Genomic DNA, 20,723 nt, shown 5'->3' with positions numbered 1-20,723 from the left:
ACTGACCAGTCGGTCGGTGAGATATGCTGACCATACAATCGGTCCGAAACACACGCAAGGGATGTCGTGCCGAATCGCCTGCCGCGCAAGGCGGCACGATCGCGCGCGGTCCCGGTGAGGGTTGAACCATATGAATTTGCGGGAGGATTCCGCCGCGCGCACTCGCGCCGCCCTGGTCGACAGCGGTTTGCGGCTGGCCGAGAGTCTGGGTTTGGCGGGGGTCAGCGTCAACGTCCTGGTCGCGGAATTGGGCGTCTCGAAGGGCACGTTCTTCCACCACTTCGGCTCCCGCGCCAACTACCTCCTCGCCCTGCACCGCGAATTCCACGAGCGCCTGCAAGCCGATATCGACGCCGCGATCGCCCCGCACCCGCCCGGCCGCACCCGCCTGATGGCGGGCTCCACCGCCTACCTCGACGCCTGCCTCCGCGACCGCGGCGTGAAAGCCCTCCTCCTCGAGGTCCGCGCCGACCCCCTCATCTCCGACGAGGTCACCGCCCGCAACACCCTCACCGCCACCATCGCCGAACCCGACTTCGAAGCCCTCTCCTGGCCCCACCCCGCCCAGGCCGCCCGCCTCTGGATCGGCATGGTGGCCGAAGCCGCCCTCCTCGAACTCCACGCCGACCGCCGCCAACCCGCCGTCCGAGCCGCCCTCACCCACTTTCTGCGCTGAGGGATCAGCGATCGACGGCCGGTACCGGCCCGGGCGCGTAATGGGAGGTCACCGCCTCCTGGCCCGTGTAGTTCGGCCCGGCGGACGGGTCCGCGCCCAGGTAGTGGAAGTCCCACCGGGGCGCGCCGTGGCCGGTCCGGGTCAGACGCCGGGTTCGGGCGGAGTAGCTGAAACCGTTGTGGCGCAGGTCTGTCGAGAGCCGACGGCCCAACGGGGACCCGGTGGCGTCGCGAATCGCGGTGGCGTCGAAATTGATCGCGAGGTGGCCGTCGGGTGCGAGCCAGGACGACATGCGGCTCAGCGCATCGAGTTTGTCGCCGACGTAGTGGATGGCGTGGACGCTGGTGATCAGGTCGATCGGGGCGTCGGGCTCCCAGGACAGGACCGACCCGGTGACGAGATCGACGCCGGGGCGAGGTGTTCCGCCGAAGTAGCCGACCAGGTCCAATCCGGTGACCCGCGCATGGCCCGAGAGCGACTCGGCGGCCTCGAAAAGCGCCAGGGCGCTACCGCATCCGACATCGAGCCACCGCTGCGGCCCGGGCCGGGCGCTGAGCCAGGCCACAGGGTCGAAGCCGAGTTCACGGCGGTAGGCGGGTAGTCGACGGTCACGGTTCATGGCGGAGTTCGCCACTACCGCAGTCTGTTCCAATCGAGCGTCATCGAGCAGGTCGGGCACACACCCCATCCTGCCGTGCGTAGATGAACTACGCGGCGGCCTGACCCATCGCTGCGGGAGTGGTCGCCGGAAGCGGTGTGCGGGTGCGCATGGCGGCCCACAGGGCGGCGGTGGCGGCGACGCATGCGGCCGCCCCGCCCACGTGGAAGGCGACCAGTACGGCGGGAACGTCGGTGAAATACTGGATGATGCCGACCAGCGCCTGCGCGCACACCAGCGCGATCACCAGGATCATCCGGTTGCGGAGGGTCTTGTTCATCCCGATCGCGGCGAGGCCGCAGGCCAGACCGACCAGCAGGGCGAGGTAGGCCACGAGTAGTTCGGCGTGCAGGTGCACGAGGGTCACGATCTCGACCTGAAGGCGCTCGACCGGCTTCTCGACGCTCTTGTCACCGGCGTGCGGGCCGGCGCCGGTCACCAGGGTGCCCGCGATCAGGGTGGCGGTCAGCGCGACACCGCTCAGTGCGGTGAGCAGCCGCAGCGGCCGCGGCACCCGCACGGTCTCGATGCCGTCGTCGGGTTCGCCGACCTTGGCCCACAGCAGCGTCGCCAGCCACACCATCAGCATGGACGCCAGCAGGTGCACCGCGACGGTCCACCACAGCAGTCCGGTGCGCACGGTGATGCCGCCGATCACGGCCTGCAGCACGGTCCCACCGGGCATCAGCCACGCGTACACCAGCACCTCGCGCCGCCGCCGCGCCCGGGTGACCGCGAGCACGATCGCCGCCGCGGCCAGTGTCACCACGAAAGTCAGCATGCGATTGCTGAATTCGACGACCTGATGCACCACCGGCACCTCGGCCACCGCGGTCGGCACGAAGCTGCCGGGGAAGCATTGCGGCCAGGTGGGGCAGCCAAGGCCAGACGCGGTGACGCGGACGACCGCGCCGGTCACCGAGATTCCGGCCTGGGACAGGATGACCAGGAACGCGATGAGCCGCTGCACCCGCAGGGAGGGCATCGGGAACAGGTCGGCAAGTCGCTGGAAGGCGCGAGACAGCACGCACCGATCGTAGCGGGGGCCTATAGCGGCCCGTCACCCGCCCTACTACAGCGTGTCGTTAAACACGCTCGGACTCAATCGAACTTGAAGAATCGGGTGGCCAGCCACCCCGCGAGACCACCCCAGCCGGCGAGCACCGCCAGCCCGTACCAGTCGACGCCGGTGCGCATCGCCCGATCCAGGCACTCCGACAACGCACCGGAGGGAATGATCCGCGCGATCACGCTGACCGCGCGCGGCAGATCGTCGGACATGAATACCAGGCTCGCGGTCCCGAGCATCACGAACCACAGGATGTTGGCCAGCGCCAGCACCACCTCGGCCTTGAGCGTCCCGCCCAGCAGCAGCCCCAGCGCCGCGAAGGTCGCGGTCCCGAGCCCGATCACCACCGCGCCCAGCAGCAGCCCGCCCAGCGACGGCCGCCAGCCCAGCGCGGCCCCGATGCCGCCCAGCAGGATCGACTGCAACACCACCACGATCAGCACCGCCGAGCACTTGCCCGCGACGATGCCCCACCGCGGCAGCGGAGTCGCCCCGAGCCGCTTCAATGCCCCGTATCGCCGATCGAAGCCGACGGCGATGGCCTGCCCGGTGAAGGCGGTCGACATGATCGCCACCATCATCACCGCGGGCACGACCCGATCCACCCGATGCTCGCCCAGCCCGCTGACCGGCAGCAGCGTCAACCCGATCAGGAGCGTGATCGGAATGAACATGGTGAGCAGCAGCTGTTCCCCGTTGCGCAGCAACAGGATCAGTTCCATGCGCGTCTGTGCCGCCAGCATCTTCGCGCGCGTGGTCGGCTGCGGCGCGGGGGAGAAGGTGCCCGCCGCGAATCGGTTCTCGGTCTCGGTCACCCGCGCAGCTCCCGCCCGGTCAGTTCGAGGAACACGTCTTCCAGCCGGCGCTGGTCGATGCGAATGTCGGTGGGCAGCACGTCGATTCGCGCGCACCACGCGGTCATGGTGGCCAGCACCTGCGGGGTGATGTCGCCCTGCAGCAGGTAGGAGCCGGGCGCGGTCTCGCGCGGGGTGAAGCCTTCCGGCAGCGCGGCTTCCAGCAGCGACAGATCGAGTTTCGGGGGCGCGGTGAACGCGAGCCGACCTTCGGCGCCGTGCGAGGTGACTTCGGCGGGCGTGCCCTGGGCGACGACCCGCCCGTGGTCGATGATGACCAGCTGGTCGGCGAGCTGTTCGGCCTCGTCCATCATGTGCGTGGTGAGCAGCACGCTGACTCCGTCGCGGCGCAGCGCGTCGATGAGCTCCCACACCAGATGCCGCGCCTGCGCGTCCAATCCGGCGGTCGGCTCGTCGAGGAACACGATCTCGGGCCGCCCGACCAGCGCGCACGCCAGCGCGAGCCGCTGCTGCTGCCCGCCCGACAGTCGCCGATACGGTGTCCGCCGCGCGTCCTTGAGCCCGAGCGTGTCCAGCAGCCAGGCCGGGTCGAGCGGATTCGCGGAGTAGGACGCGACGAGATCGAGCATCTCCCCGGCCTTGGACCCCGGATACGCGCCGCCGCCCTGCAGCATCACCCCGATGCGCGGTCGCAGCTGATCGGAATCGGCGATCGGGTCGAGCCCCAGCACCCGCACGCTCCCGGCGTCGGGGGACACGAACCCCTCGCACATCTCGGTGGTGGTCGTCTTGCCCGCCCCGTTGGGTCCGAGCAGGGCCAGCACCTGCGCGCGTTCGATGTCGAAGCTGATGCCGTCGACCGCGGTGGTCTCGCCGTAGCGTTTCACCACGCCGTCGACGCGTACGGCGGGTCCGGAAGCTGCGGTCACGAAGAGACACCGTAAGGCGTGGGCTGCTGTGACCGAGCCGACACCCCCGGCTGATTGCGCCACGGCAGCACATTTCGGGTGAGGAAGATCAGGGAGCCGCCGACGATCAGGGTGGCGATGGCCGATTCGACTATCTGGAAGACGTAGAAGTCGGCGCCGCGCGGCATCACCATCACGGAGACGATCACCGACAGGACGACCGCGGGGACCCGGAAGGCGGGCCGGTTGGCCCAGGCCGCGAGTGGCACGATCGCCCACAGCAGATACCAGGGCTGCACGACTGGGAACAGCAGCACGATCGCGCCGAGCGAAACCCCCAGTGCGCCGATCGCGTTCAAGCGCCCGGTCCACGTGGCGACGAGCATGCGCACGATGAAAAAGCCCGTTATGAGCGAGGCGATGGGCCGGGTGATGTCGAGCAGGGCGGTGGTGTGATCGCCCAGCCCGAGCAGTACACCGCCGAATCCGGTGATGATTCCGATGGCCGTCGGTAGCGACAGATAGCTGCGCACGGTGGTGGCGGTGCCGACGGTATTGACCCAGCCGAAGCCGAGCCCGCTGGCGTAGCTCACGGAAAGCGTGGTGACCACGGCTACGACGCCGAGTATCCCGCCGACAATGAGCACCGGTTTGAGTCCGCCGCCCCACCGTCGTGCCAGGGCCATGCCGACGAATCCCAGGCTCACCAGCGAGATGATCTTCACAGACGACGACAGCGTGATCAGTACGGCTCCGAAAATCAGCAGCGCCCAAGCCCTTTGATCGAAATCGGGACAATCGTCGATGGCCCGCAAGCAGAACTCCAGCCCCGCCAGCATCAGTCCGAGCATCAGCGCGTCATTGTGCACCCCGCCGACCAGGTGGAACAGCACCAGCGGGTTCGCCGCGCCCAGCCACAGCGCGCTCACCGGCGCGACCCCGCAGCGGCGCGAGAGTCGCGGCAGCGCCCACACGATCAAGGCGACGCCCGCCAGCGCGAGCGCCCGGTGCAGCCACACGCCGAGCACGATGTTGTCGCCGGTGATCTGCGCGATCCCGCGACCCATCCAGAGGAACAGCGGCCCGTAGGGCGCGGCGGTCGAGCGCCAGATATTGGGCACGTTGTTGGTCAGCACATTGTCGAGCCCGAGCCCGTCGACCGGCCCGACCGAATAGGGGTCCAGGCCGCGGTTCGCGATCTCGCTCTGCGCCAGATACGAATACACGTCATTGCTGAACATGGGCGGCGCGACGCTGAGCGGAATGATCCACAGCAGCAGCGTCCGATCCATCTGCGACCGGCTGAGCCGGTGCCGGGGATCCCCGCCCCACCCGCCGACCGCGAAGCGGCCCAGCAGCAGCCACGCCATGATCACCAGGACGGTGCCGATCATGCACATGGCCAGCGTGGACGTGCCCGCGCGGGCGAAGAAGCCGAGCACCCGCAGCCCGGAGGTCGGGTTCTGGTGCACCGGCTGCGCGCCGACACCGAGTGCAGAAATCGCCATGATGACCGCGCCGGTCGCCCCGAGCAGCCGGATACGCATCAGCTGCAGGGTTTCTCGCCGGTCCAGGCCGGGCACGTCGTGGTCGACGCTGTGCAGCACGGCGACGGTGTGATCGGCGGCAGGGACGTCCAGGCCCAGGGCCCGGCGTCCGATATCGATGACTCTGCGCCCCGCGCCTTCCGCTACCGCCACAGGACCGAAGCCTAGTCCGGAGCCGCGGGTCGGACGCCGATCGCATGGCCGTAGCGGGGGTTCGACGGTGTGCCCGATGGTTGCCATCGGTCACACCCGCTTGCGTCAGATACCCCTGGGGGTATAGTTCCTGGCATACCCCAGGGGGTATGGAAGGAAGTCTCAGATGCGAAGTACGACAGTCGGCGTCGCCGACGCTTCTCCGAGCACGGCCGCCCCCGGCGGTCTCCTGGGCCGCCTCGGCGCGGTCATGGCCGACCGCGCCCGCTGGGTTTTCGGTTTCTGGCTGCTCCTGTCGGTGGCCCTCGGCGCGGCCGCTCCCTCGGTGTTCGACTCCCTCGCGGGCGCGGGCTGGCAGGCCGACGGCTCCGAATCCGTGCAGGTCCGCGACCTCGCGCAGGAACACTTCGGTGGCAACTCGGCCGCCGCCGTGCAGGTCGTGGTCCACTCCGACACCGCGACGATGGACAGCCGCGAGGCACAGCGCCTGGTCGCCGACCTCACCGCGGTCCTCCAGGCGGACAGCCGCTTCGGCGCGATCGTCCCGCCCACGCCCGGTCAATCGGTGAGCCGTGACGGTCACACCGGCATCCTGCTGGCGGGCGCGAACGCGAGCACCGACGACATGGTCACCGCGGTCACCGACCTCGGCCCGAAACTGAAGGACGTCGCCGCCGACGGCTTCGACATCTACCCGACCGGCGCCTCGGCGCTGTGGAGCGACTTCAACAAGGCCAACCACGACGCCATGATGAAGGCCGAGATGTTCTCCTGGCCGGTCACTCTGGCGATCATGGTGCTGGCCTTCGGCTCCCTGGTGGCAGCCGGTCTGCCCCTGCTGCTGACCCTCACCGGCCTGGTCGCCTCCGCGGGCGGCCTGGTGCTGCTCAACCAGATCACGCCGATCTCGGTGTGGGCCATGAACTTCGCCATGATGTTCGCACTCGCCCTGGGTATCGACTACGCGTTGTTCCTGGTCTCGCGCTTCCGCGACGCCATCCGCGGCGATACTCCACCCCGCACCGCGGTCGCGGTCACCATGGCCACCGCGGGCAAGGCGGTCCTGCTCTCCGGCCTGACCGTGCTGGTCAGCCTGTCGGCGGTGCTGGTGGTGCCCGCGCCGGCCGTGCGCACCATGGCGGTCGGCATCATGTTCGCGGTCTCGTTCGTCCTGCTGGCGACGCTGACCCTGCTGCCCGCCGTGCTCGGAGCGCTGGGTAAGCGCGTCAACGCGGGCTCTCTGCCGTATGTCGCGCGCCAGCAGCATCGTTCGCCCCTCTTCGCCAAGTGGGGGGAGCTATTGCACCGCCGCCCGTGGCCGTTCGCCATCGGTTCGCTGCTGGTGCTGATCGCGCTCGCGATTCCGGTGACGAGCCTGAAGGTGGCCATGCCTTCGATTCAGGTGGTGCCCGAGGATTCGTCCGTGCGCCAGGGTTACGAACTGGTGCAGCGCGAATTCGGGCTGGGCGCGCCGGGCATGCTGCAGATCGTGGCCCCGGCCTCCGACGCCGCCGATGTCGCGCGAATCGCGGCCTCGGACAGCCGGATCGGCATGGTCTCGCCGCCGCAGCCCGCGGGCGACGGCAGCGGACTGGTCATGATCCAGGCGACGCCGACCGTCGATCCGTCGGATCCGGCCATGGGTGACATCGTCGACTCCCTGCGCACGGCCCTCCCGGCCGGCGCGCTGGTGGGCGGTGCGGTCGCCGAGAACCTGGACCTGCAACAGGCCCTCAACGACTACCTGCCCCTGGTCGTCGGCATCATCCTGGTGCTGGGCTTCCTGCTCCTGCTGGTCGCCCTGCGCGCCCCGCTCATCGCGCTGCTCGGCGCGGGCGTCAGCCTGCTGTCCACCGCGGCCGCGTTCGGCGTGGCCAAGCTGGTGTTCCAGGACGGGCACGGCGCGAGCCTGCTCGGCTTCACCCCGCAGGGTTTCCTGGACGGCTGGGGTCCGGTGTTCTTCTTCGCCATGATCTTCGCCATCGCGATGGACTACACGGTCTTCCTGCTGGCCACGGCGAAGGAGCATTACGAGCGCTCGGGTGATCCCGCGGTGGCCCATATCGACGGCATCGCGCATTCGGGCCGGGTGATCGCGGCCGCGGCGGCGGTCATGGTGGCGGTGTTCTTCACCTTCGCGCTGGCCGATCCGCTGCCGCCGAAGGAGATGGGCATCATCCTCGGCGTGGCTGTGCTGCTGGACGCCGTGCTGATCCGCCTGATCCTGCTACCGGTGCTGTTGCGCCTGACCGGGCATGCCGCCTGGTGGTCGCCACGCTGGTTGCGCAAGGTGCTGCCGGACATCAGCTTCGCGCACTGAACGGTGGGGGCCGTGGGAAACGGTGAGCCCGCTCTCACGGCCCTCGCATACCCCCAGGGGTATGATGGAGTCATCGAACTCAGGGAAGGAACCCTCATGATCGGCGACGAAGACAGCATCGCACTGGTCCTCAACCGCCTGCGCCGCGCCCACGGCCAGCTCGCGGGCGTGATCTCCATGATCGAGCAGGGCCGCGACTGCAAGGACGTGGTCACCCAGCTCGCCGCGGTCTCGCGGGCGCTGGACCGCGCGGGCTTCAAGATCGTCGCCACCGGTCTGCGCGACTGCCTGACCGGCGAACAGGCCGAGGGTTCGGAGCCGATGACGGTCGAGGAACTGGAGAAACTCTTCCTGGCGCTCGCCTGACGCCGGGATCGAAAGGAAGTCATATGACCGCGACCCGCCGCTGGACCATCGACCGCATCGTGCCGGTCCTGGCCGGAACCATGGTGCTGATCAGCATCGCGCTGGTGCTCGCGTTCTCGCCCTGGTGGCTGCTGCTGACCACGTTCGTGGCGGCCAACCTGCTGCTCTACGGGTTCGCCGGCTGGTGTCCGGTGACCCTGCTCCTGCGCCGTCTGGGTGTGCCCCGGACGGGCAGCCCCACGACGGAAAGGACCGCGTGATGACCCTCGCCCTGTCGACCACCCTCTACACCGATTTCGCCACCGCGGTGGAGCGCACCCGGAAGGCCCTGTCCGAGCAGGGTTTCGGCATCCTCACCGAGATCGACGTCACCGCCACCATGAAGCAGAAGCTCGACGCCGACCTGGAGAACTACCTCATCCTCGGCGCCTGCAACCCGCCCCTGGCCCACGCCGCCCTCGAGGTCGACCGCCAGATCGGGCTGCTGCTGCCGTGCAATGTGATTGTGCGCGAGGACCGTTCACGCGACGGCGCGGTGCTCGTCGAAGCCATGGATCCGCAGCTGCTGGTGCAGGTCGCGGGCGATCCCGGGCTGAAGGAGGTGGCCGACACCGCCGCCGCCAAGCTCGGTGCGGCCATCGCCGCCCTGGGCTGATCCGGCCCGGATCCGGGCCGCGCACGCCCGGTTGATCCACTGCCCGAACACGATTCGCCCTGCCGGTGTCGGACCCCGCTCATACTCTGGATGAATGGTGTCCGATTCGAAACGGCGAATCGAGGCGGCCGCGGCCGGGTTGCTAGCCCGGCACGGCTACCACGGATTCGGGCTGAAGAAGTTGAGTGAGGCGGCGGGGCTGCCGTATGGGTCGATCTACCACCACTTTCCCGGCGGTAAGGAGGAGATCGCGGTCGCGGCCATCACCGGCACGGGGGTGCTGTTCGGCCGCATGATCCGGCAGGCCCCCGGCGATGTGTTCGGCACCGCGGCAACGCTGTTCGATTTCATGGCCGGGAAGCTGGACGAGACCGACTGGACCACCGGCTGTCCGGTCGGAACTCCCGCCCTGGACGGCGGCAGCGATGTCGAATCGGTGCGCACGGCGTGCGTTTCGGCATTCGATGCCATGGCGCGCGGTTTCGCCGAACTGCTGATCGAGCTGGGTCTGGAGCCGGGGGAGGCGCGGGGGCTGGCCACCACGGTGGTTGCGGCCTACGAGGGCGCGACCATCCTGGCCCGGGTGCGCCGCACCGACGAGCCGCTGCACACGGTGTCGGAGTCCATGGCCCGGCTGCTGCGCCTGAGTCTCGCCGAAGCCGTTGCCGTCGAGGCGCATTCACCCTGAGGGCGATCCCCGATCATGCGGTGAAATCGGGCACCGTGAGCCGCAGGCGGGCCAGCACCTCCGGCTCGGCGATCACCTCGATGGCGGTGATCCGCCCGGCGGAGATGGTGAAGACCATGACCTCCGGCGATTCGCCGTGCGACACCACCAGCGCGCCCGGCCGCCCGTCGATCAGAATGACCGCCGAGAACTCCTCGCGCCGTGCGAATCCGGCCGCCAGCCGGGCCACCACACGCGTGCCCTGCGCGGTGACCGGCGCCGATCCGGGCGCGGCCACCCGATCGGCGGACACCATGATCTCCGGATCCAGCACGGTCAGCGCGGCCTCGATGTCCCCGGCCCGGACCGCGGCCAGGAAGGCCCGCACGATCCGGTGCTCCCGCAGCGCCTCGGGCCGCAGCCCGTCGCCGTCGTCGAGCACCCGGTGCCGGGCCCGGCTCGCCAGCAGTCGCGCCGCGTTCGGCGTCCGGTCCAGGATCTCGCCGATCTCGTAGAACGGCACCGCGAACATGTCGTGCAGGACGAACGCGACCCGTTCGGCGGGCGGCAGTCGCCGCAGCAGGACCAGCACCGCCCGTTCCAGCTCGTCGGTGAGAATCGCCCGGTCCTCCGGGGTTTCCAGGATCGCGGCCTCGGGAAACGGCTCCGGCGCGCCGGGCCCGAGCGGGAACCGGTCGTCGACCCGGCGGCCGCGCAGCACGTCCAGGCAGATCCGGGCGAGCGCGGTGGTGAGCCAGCCGTCGAGATTGCGGATGGTGTCGATATCGGTGCGGCTCAATCGCATCCACGTGTCCTGCACCGCGTCCTCGGCCTCAGCGGAGGCGCCGAGCATCCGGAAGGCCTGGGCGATCAGCCGGGTGCGCCGCCGCTCGAATCGGGCTGCGGGGGATCCGGAGTCGCTGACCGACATATTTCGTGCTCGCCGAACGTCGCGGTGACATGACTACACACACCATCGTCACACGAATCGTTCCCGACCGCGCCCTCCTCTACTGGACCTCGACCGTGCTGGTTGTCGCAGAACTGCTGGTGGGCGGCTGGTGGGATATCGCTCGGACCGCGAATGTTCGCCAGGTCGTGACGGCTCTGGGCTACCCGACCTATTTCCTGGTCATTCTGGGTGTCTGGAAGCTGCTCGGCGCGGTGGCGCTGCTGGCCCCGCGGCTGCCGCTGGTGAAGGAGTGGGCTTATGCCGGGACCTTCTTCGTCTATTCGGGAGCCATCGCCTCGCACCTGACCACCGGGGAGAAGCTCATCGAGGTGCCGATCCTGCTCGTCATGGCCTCACTGACGGCGGTCTCCTGGGCGACCCGTCCCGCCGATCGCCGGTTCGTGTCCGGCAAGCCCGCGAAAACGGACGCATCAGCAACTATCTAGCTACCAAACCCCTTGCTTCGGCTACAGTGACCTTCGATCATGCTCGGTCCCGGCACGGCGAACGGAGCGATGATGGGCCGGAACTCGGTTGCCAGTCAATTGGTGGACGCCCTCGTCGCCGCCGGAGTCCAACGGGTGTACGGCCTGGTCGGCGACAGTCTGAATCCCTTCGTCGACGCGCTGCGCCGCACCGAGGGTATCGACTGGGTGCACTGCCACAACGAGGAGAGCGCCGCCTTCGCCGCGGGCGCGGAATCGGTCCTCACCGGCCGCCTCGCCGTCTGCGCGGCCAGCTGCGGACCCGGCAACACCCACCTCATCCAGGGCCTCTACGACGCGCACCGCAATGGCGCGTCGGTGCTGGCAATCGCCTCGCACATCCCGAGCCGCGAGATCGGCACCGGCTTCTTCCAGGAGACCCACCCCGAACGACTCTTCGTGGAATGCAGCCACTTCTGCGAAATGGTGAGCACCCCCGCCCAGATGCCGCGCCTGGCCACCATCGCCATGCAGACCGCCCTCGGCCGCCACGGCGTCTCGGTCCTGGTCGTCCCCGGTGACGTGCTCAGCGCCGACGCCGAGAACCGCGGCCGCCCCTCGGATCTGGTGAGGTCCGCTGCCACCGTCGTCCCGCCCGCCGACCAGGTCGACCGTCTCGCCGAGGCCATCAACGACGCCGACACCGTCGCGCTGTTCGCGGGCGCGGGTGTGCGCGGCGCGCACGCGCAGGTCATGGCCCTGGCCGAGCGCCTGCACGCCCCGATCGGCCACGCCCTCGGCGGCAAGGAGTGGATCCAGTTCGACAACCCCTACGACGTCGGCATGAGCGGCCTGCTCGGCTACGGCGCGGCCTACGAGGCCACCCACGAAGCGGATCTGCTGATCCTGCTCGGCACCGACTTCCCCTACGACACCTTCCTGCCGCAGGACGGCCGCGTCGCCCAGATCGACCGCGACCCCGCCCACATCGGCCGCCGCGTGATCGTCGACGTCGCCGTGCACGGTGACGTGGCCGCGACCATCGACGCGGTACTGCCACTGCTGCACCAGAAACCGAGCCGCGCCTTCCTCGACGACATGCTGCGCCGCCACGTCTCCTCCCTCGAGAACGTGGTCGACGCCTACACCCACGACATCGACCACCACACCCCCATCCACCCCGAGTATGTCGCGTCGCTGATCGACGAAATCGCCGACAGTGACGCGGTTTTCACCGTCGACACCGGCATGTGCAATGTGTGGGCCGCCCGCTATCTGACTCCCAACGGCCGCCGCCGGATCATCGGCTCCTGGCGGCACGGCACCATGGCCAACGCGTTGCCGCACGCGATCGGCGCGCAGTCGGCTTTCCCTGGGCGGCAGGTGATCTCGCTGTCCGGCGACGGCGGCCTGGCCATGCTGATGGGGGAGTTGCTGACGGTGTGGCGGCACCGGCTGCCGGTGAAGATCGTGGTCTTCGACAACTCCACCCTCGGCATGGTGAAGCTCGAGATGCTCGTCGACGGCCTGCCCGACTACGGCACCGATCAGGAGCCGGCGAACTACGCCGAGATCGCCGCGGCCGTGGGCATGCCGGCGATCCGGGTCACCGATCCCGCCCAGGTGCGCGGCGCGCTGACCAAGGCGTTCGCCGAACCCGGGCCGATGCTGGTCGACGTCGTCACCGACCCGAACGCGCTGTCGCTGCCGCCCAAGATCGATGCCGCGCAGGTGAAGGGCTTCGCCCTGGCCGCCGGGAAGATCGTGCTGGCGGGCGGCGTCGGGCGCATGGTCGACATGGCCCGATCCAACCTCCGCAATATCCCGCGCCCCTGACGCGGCGCCCCGATCAGCTTCGGGGCGTGACGGATTCGCGCGCGGCGACGGCCGCCCCGGTGAGCTCCACCGACCGCACGCGATCCTCGATGCCCTGCGCGTGGTGGGCGAGGATCAGCTCGTCGGCGTCGATCCCGGCCGCGAAATCCTCGAGGTAGTCGACGACGTCATCGGGCGTGCCCACCGCGGTGTAGGTGGTCATCGCCGCCAGGTGACGGCCATTGGGCGAGGCCAGGAACGCGTCGATCTCCTCGTCGGAGAAGTCCATCCCCGCCGCGCCGCGCTTGATGAAGGCCCGCGTGCGCGCCCGATAGGAGATCGTCTTCTGCTCCTCGGCAGCCTCCCGGTCCTCGGCGGCGAACACGTTCACGCCCGCCATCACATACGGCTCGGCCAACTGCTCTGACGGACGGAACCGCTCGCGATACTCGGTGACCGCCTGGTGCAGCGCGTCCGGCGCGAAATGCGAGGCGAACGCGTACGGCAGCCCCAGATGCGCGGCCAGCTGCGCCCCGAACAGCGACGACCCCAGAATGTAGAGCGGCACAACACCTTCCGCGCGCGGCACCGCCTGCACCCCCGGGATCCGGCTGTTGCCGGTGAGGAACCCCTGCAATTCGAGCACGTCCTGTGGGAAGGTGTCCGCCGAGGCCGGATTGCGCCGCAGCGCCCGCATGGTCTCCTGATCACTGCCCGGCGCCCGCCCCAGCCCCAGGTCGATCCGCCCCGGATATAGCGATTCGAGCGTCCCGAACTGCTCGGCGATCACCAGCGGCGAGTGATTGGGCAGCATGACCCCGCCCGCCCCGAGCCGGATGCTCTCGGTGTGCGCGGCCACGTACCCAATGAGCACGCTGGTCGCGCTCGATGCGATCGACTTCATATTGTGGTGCTCCGCGTACCAGACCCGCCGATACCCACTGCGTTCCGCCGCCCGCGCCAGCGCCACGCTGTGCTGGAAGCTGTCGCGCGCGGTCTGCCCGGGCGCGACCGTCGCCAGGTCGAGGATGGATACGGCGAAGGGCATGCTGGCACCGGCTTTCGTGGATCGGCTGTTCGGCGGAGAGCGGGCAGGGTGCGCCCACCTCTCAGTACTAATTCGATCAGCGTCGAACTTATGCCCGCCCGCCGAATTTCTCCTGCCCGCGTCCCCGGCCCGCGCCGGCAAGCGACCGGTCGGCTACCGGAATTCCGCCGCGCGTTCCCCGGCCCAGTCCCGGACATCGCGCGCCGGCCGCCCGGTGAGGTCGGCGACCACGCTGGTGACCAGGTCCGAGGGCGGCCGGAACTCGGCCATCGACAACAGCACCTCGATCAGGTGCGCGGGCAGTCCGGCCGCGGTCATCGACTCCCGCGCGACGTCCAGCGGCTGCGCCTCGAATCGCAGCTCACGCCCCAGCGCCGCCCCGATGGCCTCCACCTGCTCGGCCCGTCCGACCACTCGCGGCCCGGTCACGAGGTATTTCCGCCCGGCATGCCCGGATCCGGTGAGCAGCCGCGCCGCCACCGCGGCGACATCCCCTTCGTGCACGACCGCACTCGGCGCGACCGCGAACCCGCGCACCACCGCACCCGCGCGAATCTGCCCCGCCCAGCTCAGCGCATTGGAGGCGAGGGTGTCGGCGCGCAGCACCGTCCACTCCGATGCGTGCGCCTCGACCGCCGCCTCCATCTCCGCGTGCACCAGCGGAATCTGATCCGATTGCGGCCCTTGGTCGTTCACGGTGGTCGACGACAGGTACACCAGCCGCCGATCCGGTCCGCTCAACGCCCGCACCACGCGTTCGGCGTTCTCGGTGTCGTGGAACGGCCAGATGAGTAATACGGAATCGACCCCGTCCGCGGCCGTCGCCAGCGAGTCCGGCTCGGACAGATCGCCGCGCACCACCTCCACCTCCGGGGGAAGCCCGGCGGCTGCCGGATCCCGGACCAAGGCCCGAGTCCGCACCCCCACCGCCGCCAGATCCGCGACGACTTTTCGGCCGACATTTCCCGTCCCACCCACTATGAGCACACTGTTCACACCGTCCAGAACCCCTCATGACCGGCCCTGATTTCCGAATTGCCGGGATGTATGGGGTGTGCCAGCTCACATGTGATGCCATATTCCCAGGTCGCGCATTTTCGGTCAGGGGACCCTTACTGGATCGAGGAATGGAATTCCGTCACACTTGTGTTGTGAAAACCGTGGGTTTGCGGAACGCGGAACAGGCCGGGCACCAGAACGACGGTGCCCGGTCCGTTGTCGTGCCCGGACCGGCGGGTGAGGGACACACGCGCGAAGCTGTCGTCAAGCTGCTGTTGGAGGAGGGCCCGATCACCGCGACCGCCATCGGCGAGCGGCTGGGTCTGAGTCCGGCGGGGGTGCGGCGGCATCTGGACGCGCTCATCGAGTCCGGTGAGGCGCAGGCGACCAGGTCGGCGCCGTGGCAGCAGAAGGGCCGCGGCCGTCCCGCCAAGCAGTACCAGCTGACGGCCACCGGCCGGGGCCGCCTCGCGCACGCCTACGATGACCTCGCCGGAGCGGCCATGCGGCAGCTGCGGGAGATCGGCGGCGATCAGGCCATCGCCGATTTCGCGCGCAAGCGGGTGGCGTCCATCGTGGCCGGGGTCGGCGATCTCGCCGTCCACGCCCCGGCCGAGACCGAGGCCAAGGCGGAGGAGATCGCGGAAGCGTTCACCGATGCCGGGTTCGCGGCCTCGACCCGGAAGGTCGGCGCCGGCGTGCAGATCTGCCAGCACCACTGCCCGGTCTCGCACGTCGCCGAGGAATTCCCGGAGCTGTGCGCGGCCGAGCTGGAGGCTTTCCGCGCGATTCTCGGCACGCATGTGCAGCGCCTGGCGACCATCGCCAACGGTGACTGCGCCTGCACCACGCACGTTCCCCTCATTGCTTCGCCCGCTATGCCCGATACCGCCCCCGAAAGTTCCGCCCAGACCCCCGTTGCGCAGCCCGCAACGACTTCTACACATGACTCCGGAAGGAGTGCCGAATGACGACGACCACCGACCAGGTGCAGCCGCTGTCCCAGGAAGAGACCATCGCGTCCCTGGGTACCTACGAGTACGGCTGGGCCGACAAGGATGTCGCCGGTGCCGCTGCCAAGCGCGGACTGTCCGAGGAGGTCGTGCGCGACATCTCGGCCAAGAAGAGCGAGCCCGAATGGATGCTCGACTTCCGCCTCAAGGCCCTGCGCATCTTCGACAAGAAGCCCATGCCGGGCTGGGGCTCGAAGCTCGACGGCATCGACTTCGACAACATCAAGTACTTCGTGCGCTCGAGCGAGAAGCAGGCCGCTTCCTGGGAAGAGCTGCCCGAGGACATCAAGAACACCTACGACAAGCTGGGCATCCCGGAGGCCGAGAAGCAGCGTCTCGTCGCCGGTGTCGCCGCCCAGTACGAGTCCGAGGTCGTCTACCACTCCATCCGTGAGGACCTGGAGAAGCAGGGCGTCATCTTCCTCGACACCGACACCGGTCTCAAGGAGCACCCCGAGCTGTTCCAGAAGTACTTCGGCTCGGTCATCCCCTCGGGTGACAACAAGTTCTCCGCGCTGAACTCCGCGGTGTGGTCGGGTGGCTCGTTCATCTACGTGCCGCCGGGCGTGCACGTGGACATCCCGCTGCAGGCGTACTTCCGCATCAACACCGAGAACATGGGTCAGTTCGAGCGGACGCTGATCATCGTCGACGAGGACGCCTACGTCCACTACGTCGAGGGTTGCACCGCGCCCATCTACTCCTCGGACTCGCTGCACTCGGCGGTCGTGGAGATCATCGTGAAGAAGGGCGGCCGTTGCCGCTACACCACGATCCAGAACTGGTCGAACAACGTCTACAACCTGGTGACCAAGCGTGCCAAGGCGGAGGCGGGCGCGACCATGGAGTGGGTCGACGGCAATATCGGCTCCAAGGTCACCATGAAGTACCCGGCCGTGTGGATGACCGGCGAGTACGCCAAGGGTGAGGTGCTCTCCATCGCGTTCGCCGGTGAGGGCCAGCACCAGGACACCGGTGCCAAGATGCTGCACCTGGCGCCGCACACCTCCTCGAACATCATCTCCAAGTCGGTGGCGCGCGGCGGTGGCCGTGCCTCGTACCGCGGCCTGGTGCAGGTGAACAAGGGCGCGTACGGCTCGAAGTCGACCGTGAAGTGCGATGCGCTGCTGGTGGACAACATCTCCCGCTCCGACACCTACCCCTACGTCGACATCCGCGAGGACGACGTGACCATGGGCCACGAGGCGACCGTCTCGAAGGTGTCCGAGGACCAGCTGTTCTACCTGATGTCCCGCGGTCTGACCGAGGACGAGGCGATGGCCATGGTGGTGCGCGGCTTCGTGGAGCCCATCGCCAAGGAGCTCCCGATGGAGTACGCCCTGGAACTGAACCGCCTGATCGAACTGCAGATGGAAGGAGCCGTCGGCTGATGGCCGTGGAGAACGTTGCCGAGGCCGCTGAGGCTCGTACCCCTGCCCTGAACAAGGGTGAGGTGTTCGCGTCGTTCGACGTGAACGCCTTCGAAATCCCCTCGGGCCGTGACGAGGCGTGGCGCTTCACCCCGATGCGCCGCCTCAACGGCCTGCACGACGGCACCGCCGTCAAGGACGGTCAGCCGACCGTCGAGGTGACCGCACCCGCGGGTGTCACGGCCGAGACCGTGGACCGCACCGACGCCCGCCTGGGCCAGGGCGGCACCCCCACCGATCGCGTTGCGGCGCAGGCGTACTCGGGCTTCGATGCCGCCACCGTCGTCACCGTCGGTGCGGAAACCGAAGTGGCCGAGCCGGTCATCGTGGCCATCACCGGTCCGGGCGCGGGCAAGGTCGCCTACGGGCACCTGCAGGTCCGGCTCGGCAATTTCGCGCGCGCCACAGTGGTGGTCGACCAGCGCGGCAGCGGAACCTACGCCGAGAACGTCGAATTCATCCTCGGGGACAGCGCGGCGCTGAACGTCATCGTGGTCCAGGACTGGGCCGACGACGCCGTGCACGTCACCGCGCACCACGCCATGCTCGGCCGCGACGCCGTGCTGCGCCACACCAATGTCACCCTCGGTGGCGATCTGGTGCGGCTCACCGGCAATGTCCGTTACGCGGGTCCCGGCGGTGACGCCGAACTGCTGGGTGTCTACTTCGCCGATGACGGCCAGTTCTTCGAGCAGCGTCTGCTGGTCGATCACTCGCAGCCCAACTGCAAGTCCAACGTGCAGTACAAGGGTGCGCTGCAGGGTGATCCGACCTCGGACAAGCCGGACGCGCACACCGTGTGGGTCGGCGACGTGCTGATCCGGGCGGCCGCCGAGGGCACCGACACCTACGAGCTGAACCGCAACCTGGTGCTCACCGATGGTGCGCGTGCCGACTCGGTGCCGAACCTGGAGATCGAGACCGGCGAGATCATCGGGGCCGGACACGCCTCGGCCACCGGCCGTTTCGATGACGAGCAGCTGTTCTACCTGCGTTCGCGCGGTATCCCGGAGGAGGTCGCCCGCCGTCTGGTGGTGCGCGGCTTCTTCTTCGAGGTGCTGCAGAAGATCTCCGTCCCCGAGGTCCGGGAGCGGCTCGAGGCGGCCATCGAGGCCGAACTCGCCGCCGTCGGCGCCTGACACTCAAACTTCCCATCCCGCAAAGGAATCCGATTCGATGACCACCCTGGAAATCAAGGACCTGCACGTCGAGGTCGCCAGCCCGGACGAGAACGCCGAGCCCATCAAGATCCTCAAGGGCGTGAACCTGACCATCAAGTCGGGCGAGACCCACGCCATCATGGGCCCCAACGGCTCCGGCAAGTCGACCCTGTCCTACGCCATCGCCGGCCACCCCAAGTACACCGTCACCCAGGGCACCATCACCCTCGACGGTGAGAACGTGCTGGAGATGTCGGTCGACGAGCGTGCCCGCGCGGGCCTGTTCCTGGCCATGCAGTACCCGGTCGAGGTGCCCGGCGTCTCGGTCTCGAACTTCCTGCGCACCGCCGCCACCGCGATCCGCGGCGAGGCCCCCAAGCTGCGCACCTGGGTCAAGGAAGTCAAGGAGGGCATGGCCGAGCTGGAGATCGATCCGGCCTTCGGCGAGCGCTCGGTCAACGAGGGCTTCTCCGGTGGTGAGAAGAAGCGCCAGGAGATCCTGCAGCTGAGCCTGCTCAAGCCGAAGATCGCCGTGCTCGACGAGACCGACTCGGGCCTCGACGTCGACGCGCTGCGGATTGTTTCCGAGGGCGTGAACCGTTACAAGGAGCGGGAGACCGGCGGCATCCTGCTGATCACCCACTACACCCGCATCCTGCGCTACATCAAGCCCGACTTCGTGCACGTGTTCGTGGGCGGCAAGATCGTCGCCGAGGGCGGCGCCGAGCTGGCCGAGGAACTCGACGCGAACGGCTACGTGCGCTTTACTTCAGCTGCTGTAGGAGCCTGAATATGACCAGCACCGTGGGGACTCTCGACATCGCCAGGATCCGGGCCGACTTCCCGATCCTGAGCCGGACCGTGCGCGACGGGAAACCGCTGGCGTACTTGGATTCCGGTGCGACGTCGCAACGTCCGCTGCAGGTGCTCGACGCCGAGCGGGAATTCCTGCTCGAGCACAACGCGGCCGTGCATCGCAGCGCGCATCAGCTCGCCGAGGAGGCCAACGAGGCCTACGAGGCGGCGCGCGCGGCGATCGCGGCGTTCGTCGGCGCCGGCGCGGACGAGATCGTGTACACCAAGAACGCGACCGAGTCGCTGAACGTGGTGGCCTACGCCTTCTCCGACGACCGCTTCCCGTACCATGTGGGTCCCGGTGACGAGATCGTCATCACCGAGCTCGAGCATCACGCGAATCTCGTTCCGTGGCAGGAGCTCGCGCGCCGCACGGGTGCGACGCTGAAGTGGTACGGCATCACCGACGACGGCCGCATCGACCTGGATTCGCTCGAATTGTCGCCCGCCACCAAGGTGGTCGCGTTCACGCACCAGTCGAATGTGACCGGCGCGGTCGCCGATGTCGCCGAATTGGTGCGCCGGGCCAAGGAAGTCGGCGCGATCGTCGTGCTGGACGCCTGCCAGTCGGTGCCGCACATGGGCGTGGACTTCAAGGAGCTGGGCGTCGACTTCGCCGCCTTCTCCGGCCACAAGATGCTGGGCCCCTCGGGTGTCGGCATCCTGTACGGGCGGCGTGAGCTGCTCGAGGACACCCCGCCGTTCATCACCGGCGGCTCCATGATCGAGACCGTGTTCATGGATCACTCGACCTTCGCCCCGCCGCCGCAGCGGTTCGAGGCGGGCTCGCAGATGATCTCGCAGGTCGTCGGATTGGGCGCCGCGGTCAAGTATCTCGGCGAGGTCGGCATGGATGCCGTTGCGGCGCATGAGCACACGCTCGTCGGCGCGGCGCTGGAAGGTCTGGGCGCGATCGACGGCGTCCGGATCATCGGCCCGACCGAGAACGTGAATCGTGGCGGGGCGGTGTCGTTCCTGGTGGAGGGCATTCACGCCCACGATGTCGGCCAGATCCTCGACGACCAGGGTGTCGCCATCCGTGTCGGTCACCACTGCGCGTGGCCGCTGCACCGCCGATTCGGCGTCGCCGCCACCGCCCGTGCCTCTTTCGCGTTGTACAACACCGTGGACGAGGTCGATCAGCTGGTGGCCGCGGTGCGGAAGGCCCAGAGCTTCTTCGGAGTTGCATAGA

At 68.7% G+C, this 20,723-nt stretch carries 21 protein-coding genes; 13 read left to right on the top strand and 8 right to left on the bottom strand.

The annotated features are described in order from the left end of the window. The first annotated feature begins 130 nt into the window (after positions 1-130). Positions 131-676, top strand: coding sequence for a TetR/AcrR family transcriptional regulator (locus ACWEOI_RS17125; RefSeq protein WP_452360220.1), 546 nt, complete (start codon positions 131-133; stop codon positions 674-676). Between the two features lie 4 nt (positions 677-680). Here ACWEOI_RS17125 and ACWEOI_RS17120 read toward each other — a convergent pair whose 3' ends face one another. The 5 genes from ACWEOI_RS17120 to mptB all read right to left on the bottom strand — a co-directional run bounded on the left by ACWEOI_RS17120 (position 681) and on the right by mptB (position 5,826). Beyond that, positions 681-1,310 (bottom strand): class I SAM-dependent methyltransferase, encoded by a 630-nt coding sequence (locus tag ACWEOI_RS17120; protein WP_452360219.1) that lies wholly within the window; start codon positions 1,308-1,310, stop codon positions 681-683. 73 nt (positions 1,311-1,383) lie between these two features. Continuing rightward, positions 1,384-2,361 carry a COX15/CtaA family protein gene (locus ACWEOI_RS17115; RefSeq protein WP_452360218.1) on the bottom strand — a complete coding sequence of 326 codons (978 nt, stop codon included), beginning with the start codon at positions 2,359-2,361 and terminating at the stop codon, positions 1,384-1,386. Positions 2,362-2,435: 74 nt separating this feature from the next. After that, on the bottom strand, positions 2,436-3,218 hold the full coding sequence (locus tag ACWEOI_RS17110) for an ABC transporter permease (RefSeq protein ID WP_433672875.1): 783 nt from the start codon (positions 3,216-3,218) through the stop codon (positions 2,436-2,438). Next, on the bottom strand, positions 3,215-4,147 hold the full coding sequence (locus tag ACWEOI_RS17105; protein WP_357287611.1) for an ABC transporter ATP-binding protein: 933 nt from the start codon (positions 4,145-4,147) through the stop codon (positions 3,215-3,217). Before ACWEOI_RS17105 ends, ACWEOI_RS17110 begins: the two co-directional genes overlap by 4 nt. After that, a complete protein-coding gene (gene mptB / locus ACWEOI_RS17100) occupies positions 4,144-5,826 on the bottom strand; it encodes a polyprenol phosphomannose-dependent alpha 1,6 mannosyltransferase MptB (protein WP_433672877.1) in 1,683 nt (560 codons plus the stop codon). Before mptB ends, ACWEOI_RS17105 begins: the two co-directional genes overlap by 4 nt. Positions 5,827-5,992: 166 nt before the next feature. Between mptB and ACWEOI_RS17095 the strand changes: the two genes are divergently transcribed. The 5 genes from ACWEOI_RS17095 (at position 5,993) to ACWEOI_RS17075 (ending at position 9,855) form a co-directional block, all read left to right on the top strand. Beyond that, positions 5,993-8,146, top strand: a complete 2,154-nt coding sequence (locus tag ACWEOI_RS17095) for an MMPL family transporter (RefSeq protein ID WP_452360217.1) — start codon at positions 5,993-5,995, stop codon at positions 8,144-8,146. A 96-nt stretch (positions 8,147-8,242) separates the two neighbouring features. Next, positions 8,243-8,512, top strand: a complete 270-nt coding sequence (locus tag ACWEOI_RS17090; RefSeq protein ID WP_213556139.1) for a metal-sensitive transcriptional regulator — start codon at positions 8,243-8,245, stop codon at positions 8,510-8,512. 23 nt (positions 8,513-8,535) lie between these two features. After that, complete coding sequence (locus ACWEOI_RS17085) at positions 8,536-8,772, top strand: YgaP family membrane protein (protein ID WP_452360216.1); 237 nt, start codon at positions 8,536-8,538, stop codon at positions 8,770-8,772. Beyond that, the gene (locus ACWEOI_RS17080) at positions 8,772-9,167 is read left to right on the top strand and encodes a DUF302 domain-containing protein (protein WP_433672880.1); all 396 of its coding nucleotides are present in this window, start codon (positions 8,772-8,774) and stop codon (positions 9,165-9,167) included. Before ACWEOI_RS17085 ends, ACWEOI_RS17080 begins: the two co-directional genes overlap by 1 nt. Positions 9,168-9,261: 94 nt before the next feature. Further along, positions 9,262-9,855, top strand: a complete 594-nt coding sequence (locus ACWEOI_RS17075; protein ID WP_379277389.1) for a TetR/AcrR family transcriptional regulator — start codon at positions 9,262-9,264, stop codon at positions 9,853-9,855. A gap of 13 nt (positions 9,856-9,868) precedes the next feature. On the opposite strand, the gene ACWEOI_RS17070 is transcribed toward ACWEOI_RS17075, so the two are convergent. Further along, on the bottom strand, positions 9,869-10,765 hold the full coding sequence (locus ACWEOI_RS17070; RefSeq protein ID WP_452360215.1) for a sigma-70 family RNA polymerase sigma factor: 897 nt from the start codon (positions 10,763-10,765) through the stop codon (positions 9,869-9,871). Positions 10,766-10,794: 29 nt separating this feature from the next. Here ACWEOI_RS17070 and ACWEOI_RS17065 point away from each other — a divergent pair, with 29 nt between their 5' ends. Both ACWEOI_RS17065 and ACWEOI_RS17060 read left to right on the top strand, forming a co-directional pair. Continuing rightward, positions 10,795-11,232, top strand: a complete 438-nt coding sequence (locus tag ACWEOI_RS17065; protein ID WP_452360214.1) for a DoxX family protein — start codon at positions 10,795-10,797, stop codon at positions 11,230-11,232. Positions 11,233-11,304: 72 nt separating this feature from the next. Next, entirely contained in the window at positions 11,305-13,047 is a 1,743-nt protein-coding gene (locus ACWEOI_RS17060) for a pyruvate dehydrogenase (protein WP_433672883.1), read from the top strand. A 13-nt stretch (positions 13,048-13,060) separates the two neighbouring features. On the opposite strand, the gene ACWEOI_RS17055 is transcribed toward ACWEOI_RS17060, so the two are convergent. Continuing rightward, the gene (locus tag ACWEOI_RS17055) at positions 13,061-14,074 is read right to left on the bottom strand and encodes an LLM class flavin-dependent oxidoreductase (RefSeq protein ID WP_452360213.1); all 1,014 of its coding nucleotides are present in this window, start codon (positions 14,072-14,074) and stop codon (positions 13,061-13,063) included. A gap of 153 nt (positions 14,075-14,227) precedes the next feature. Next, positions 14,228-15,052: an NAD(P)H-binding protein gene (locus ACWEOI_RS17050; protein WP_452360212.1), complete on the bottom strand. Its 825-nt coding sequence runs from the start codon at positions 15,050-15,052 to the stop codon at positions 14,228-14,230. Positions 15,053-15,201: 149 nt separating this feature from the next. Between ACWEOI_RS17050 and ACWEOI_RS17045 the strand changes: the two genes are divergently transcribed. The 5 genes from ACWEOI_RS17045 to ACWEOI_RS17025 are packed head-to-tail and all read left to right on the top strand — an operon-like array spanning position 15,202 to position 20,722. Continuing rightward, positions 15,202-16,044, top strand: coding sequence for a helix-turn-helix transcriptional regulator (locus ACWEOI_RS17045; protein WP_357082968.1), 843 nt, complete (start codon positions 15,202-15,204; stop codon positions 16,042-16,044). Beyond that, positions 16,041-17,477, top strand: coding sequence for a Fe-S cluster assembly protein SufB (gene sufB, locus ACWEOI_RS17040; protein WP_433672887.1), 1,437 nt, complete (start codon positions 16,041-16,043; stop codon positions 17,475-17,477). The genes ACWEOI_RS17045 and sufB overlap by 4 nt, the downstream gene beginning before the upstream one ends. After that, positions 17,477-18,655 (top strand): Fe-S cluster assembly protein SufD, encoded by a 1,179-nt coding sequence (gene sufD / locus ACWEOI_RS17035; RefSeq protein WP_433672888.1) that lies wholly within the window; start codon positions 17,477-17,479, stop codon positions 18,653-18,655. The genes sufB and sufD overlap by 1 nt, the downstream gene beginning before the upstream one ends. Before the next feature lie 37 nt (positions 18,656-18,692). After that, positions 18,693-19,466 (top strand): Fe-S cluster assembly ATPase SufC, encoded by a 774-nt coding sequence (gene sufC, locus ACWEOI_RS17030; RefSeq protein WP_357082959.1) that lies wholly within the window; start codon positions 18,693-18,695, stop codon positions 19,464-19,466. Between the two features lie 2 nt (positions 19,467-19,468). Then, positions 19,469-20,722, top strand: coding sequence for a SufS family cysteine desulfurase (locus ACWEOI_RS17025; RefSeq protein WP_433672889.1), 1,254 nt, complete (start codon positions 19,469-19,471; stop codon positions 20,720-20,722). Position 20,723: the final 1 nt, after the last annotated feature.

Source organism: Nocardia sp. NPDC004340 (assembly GCF_053602575.1).
Note: the sequence above shows the minus strand (reverse complement) of the source record. Positions and strands in the feature narration are given on the sequence as shown.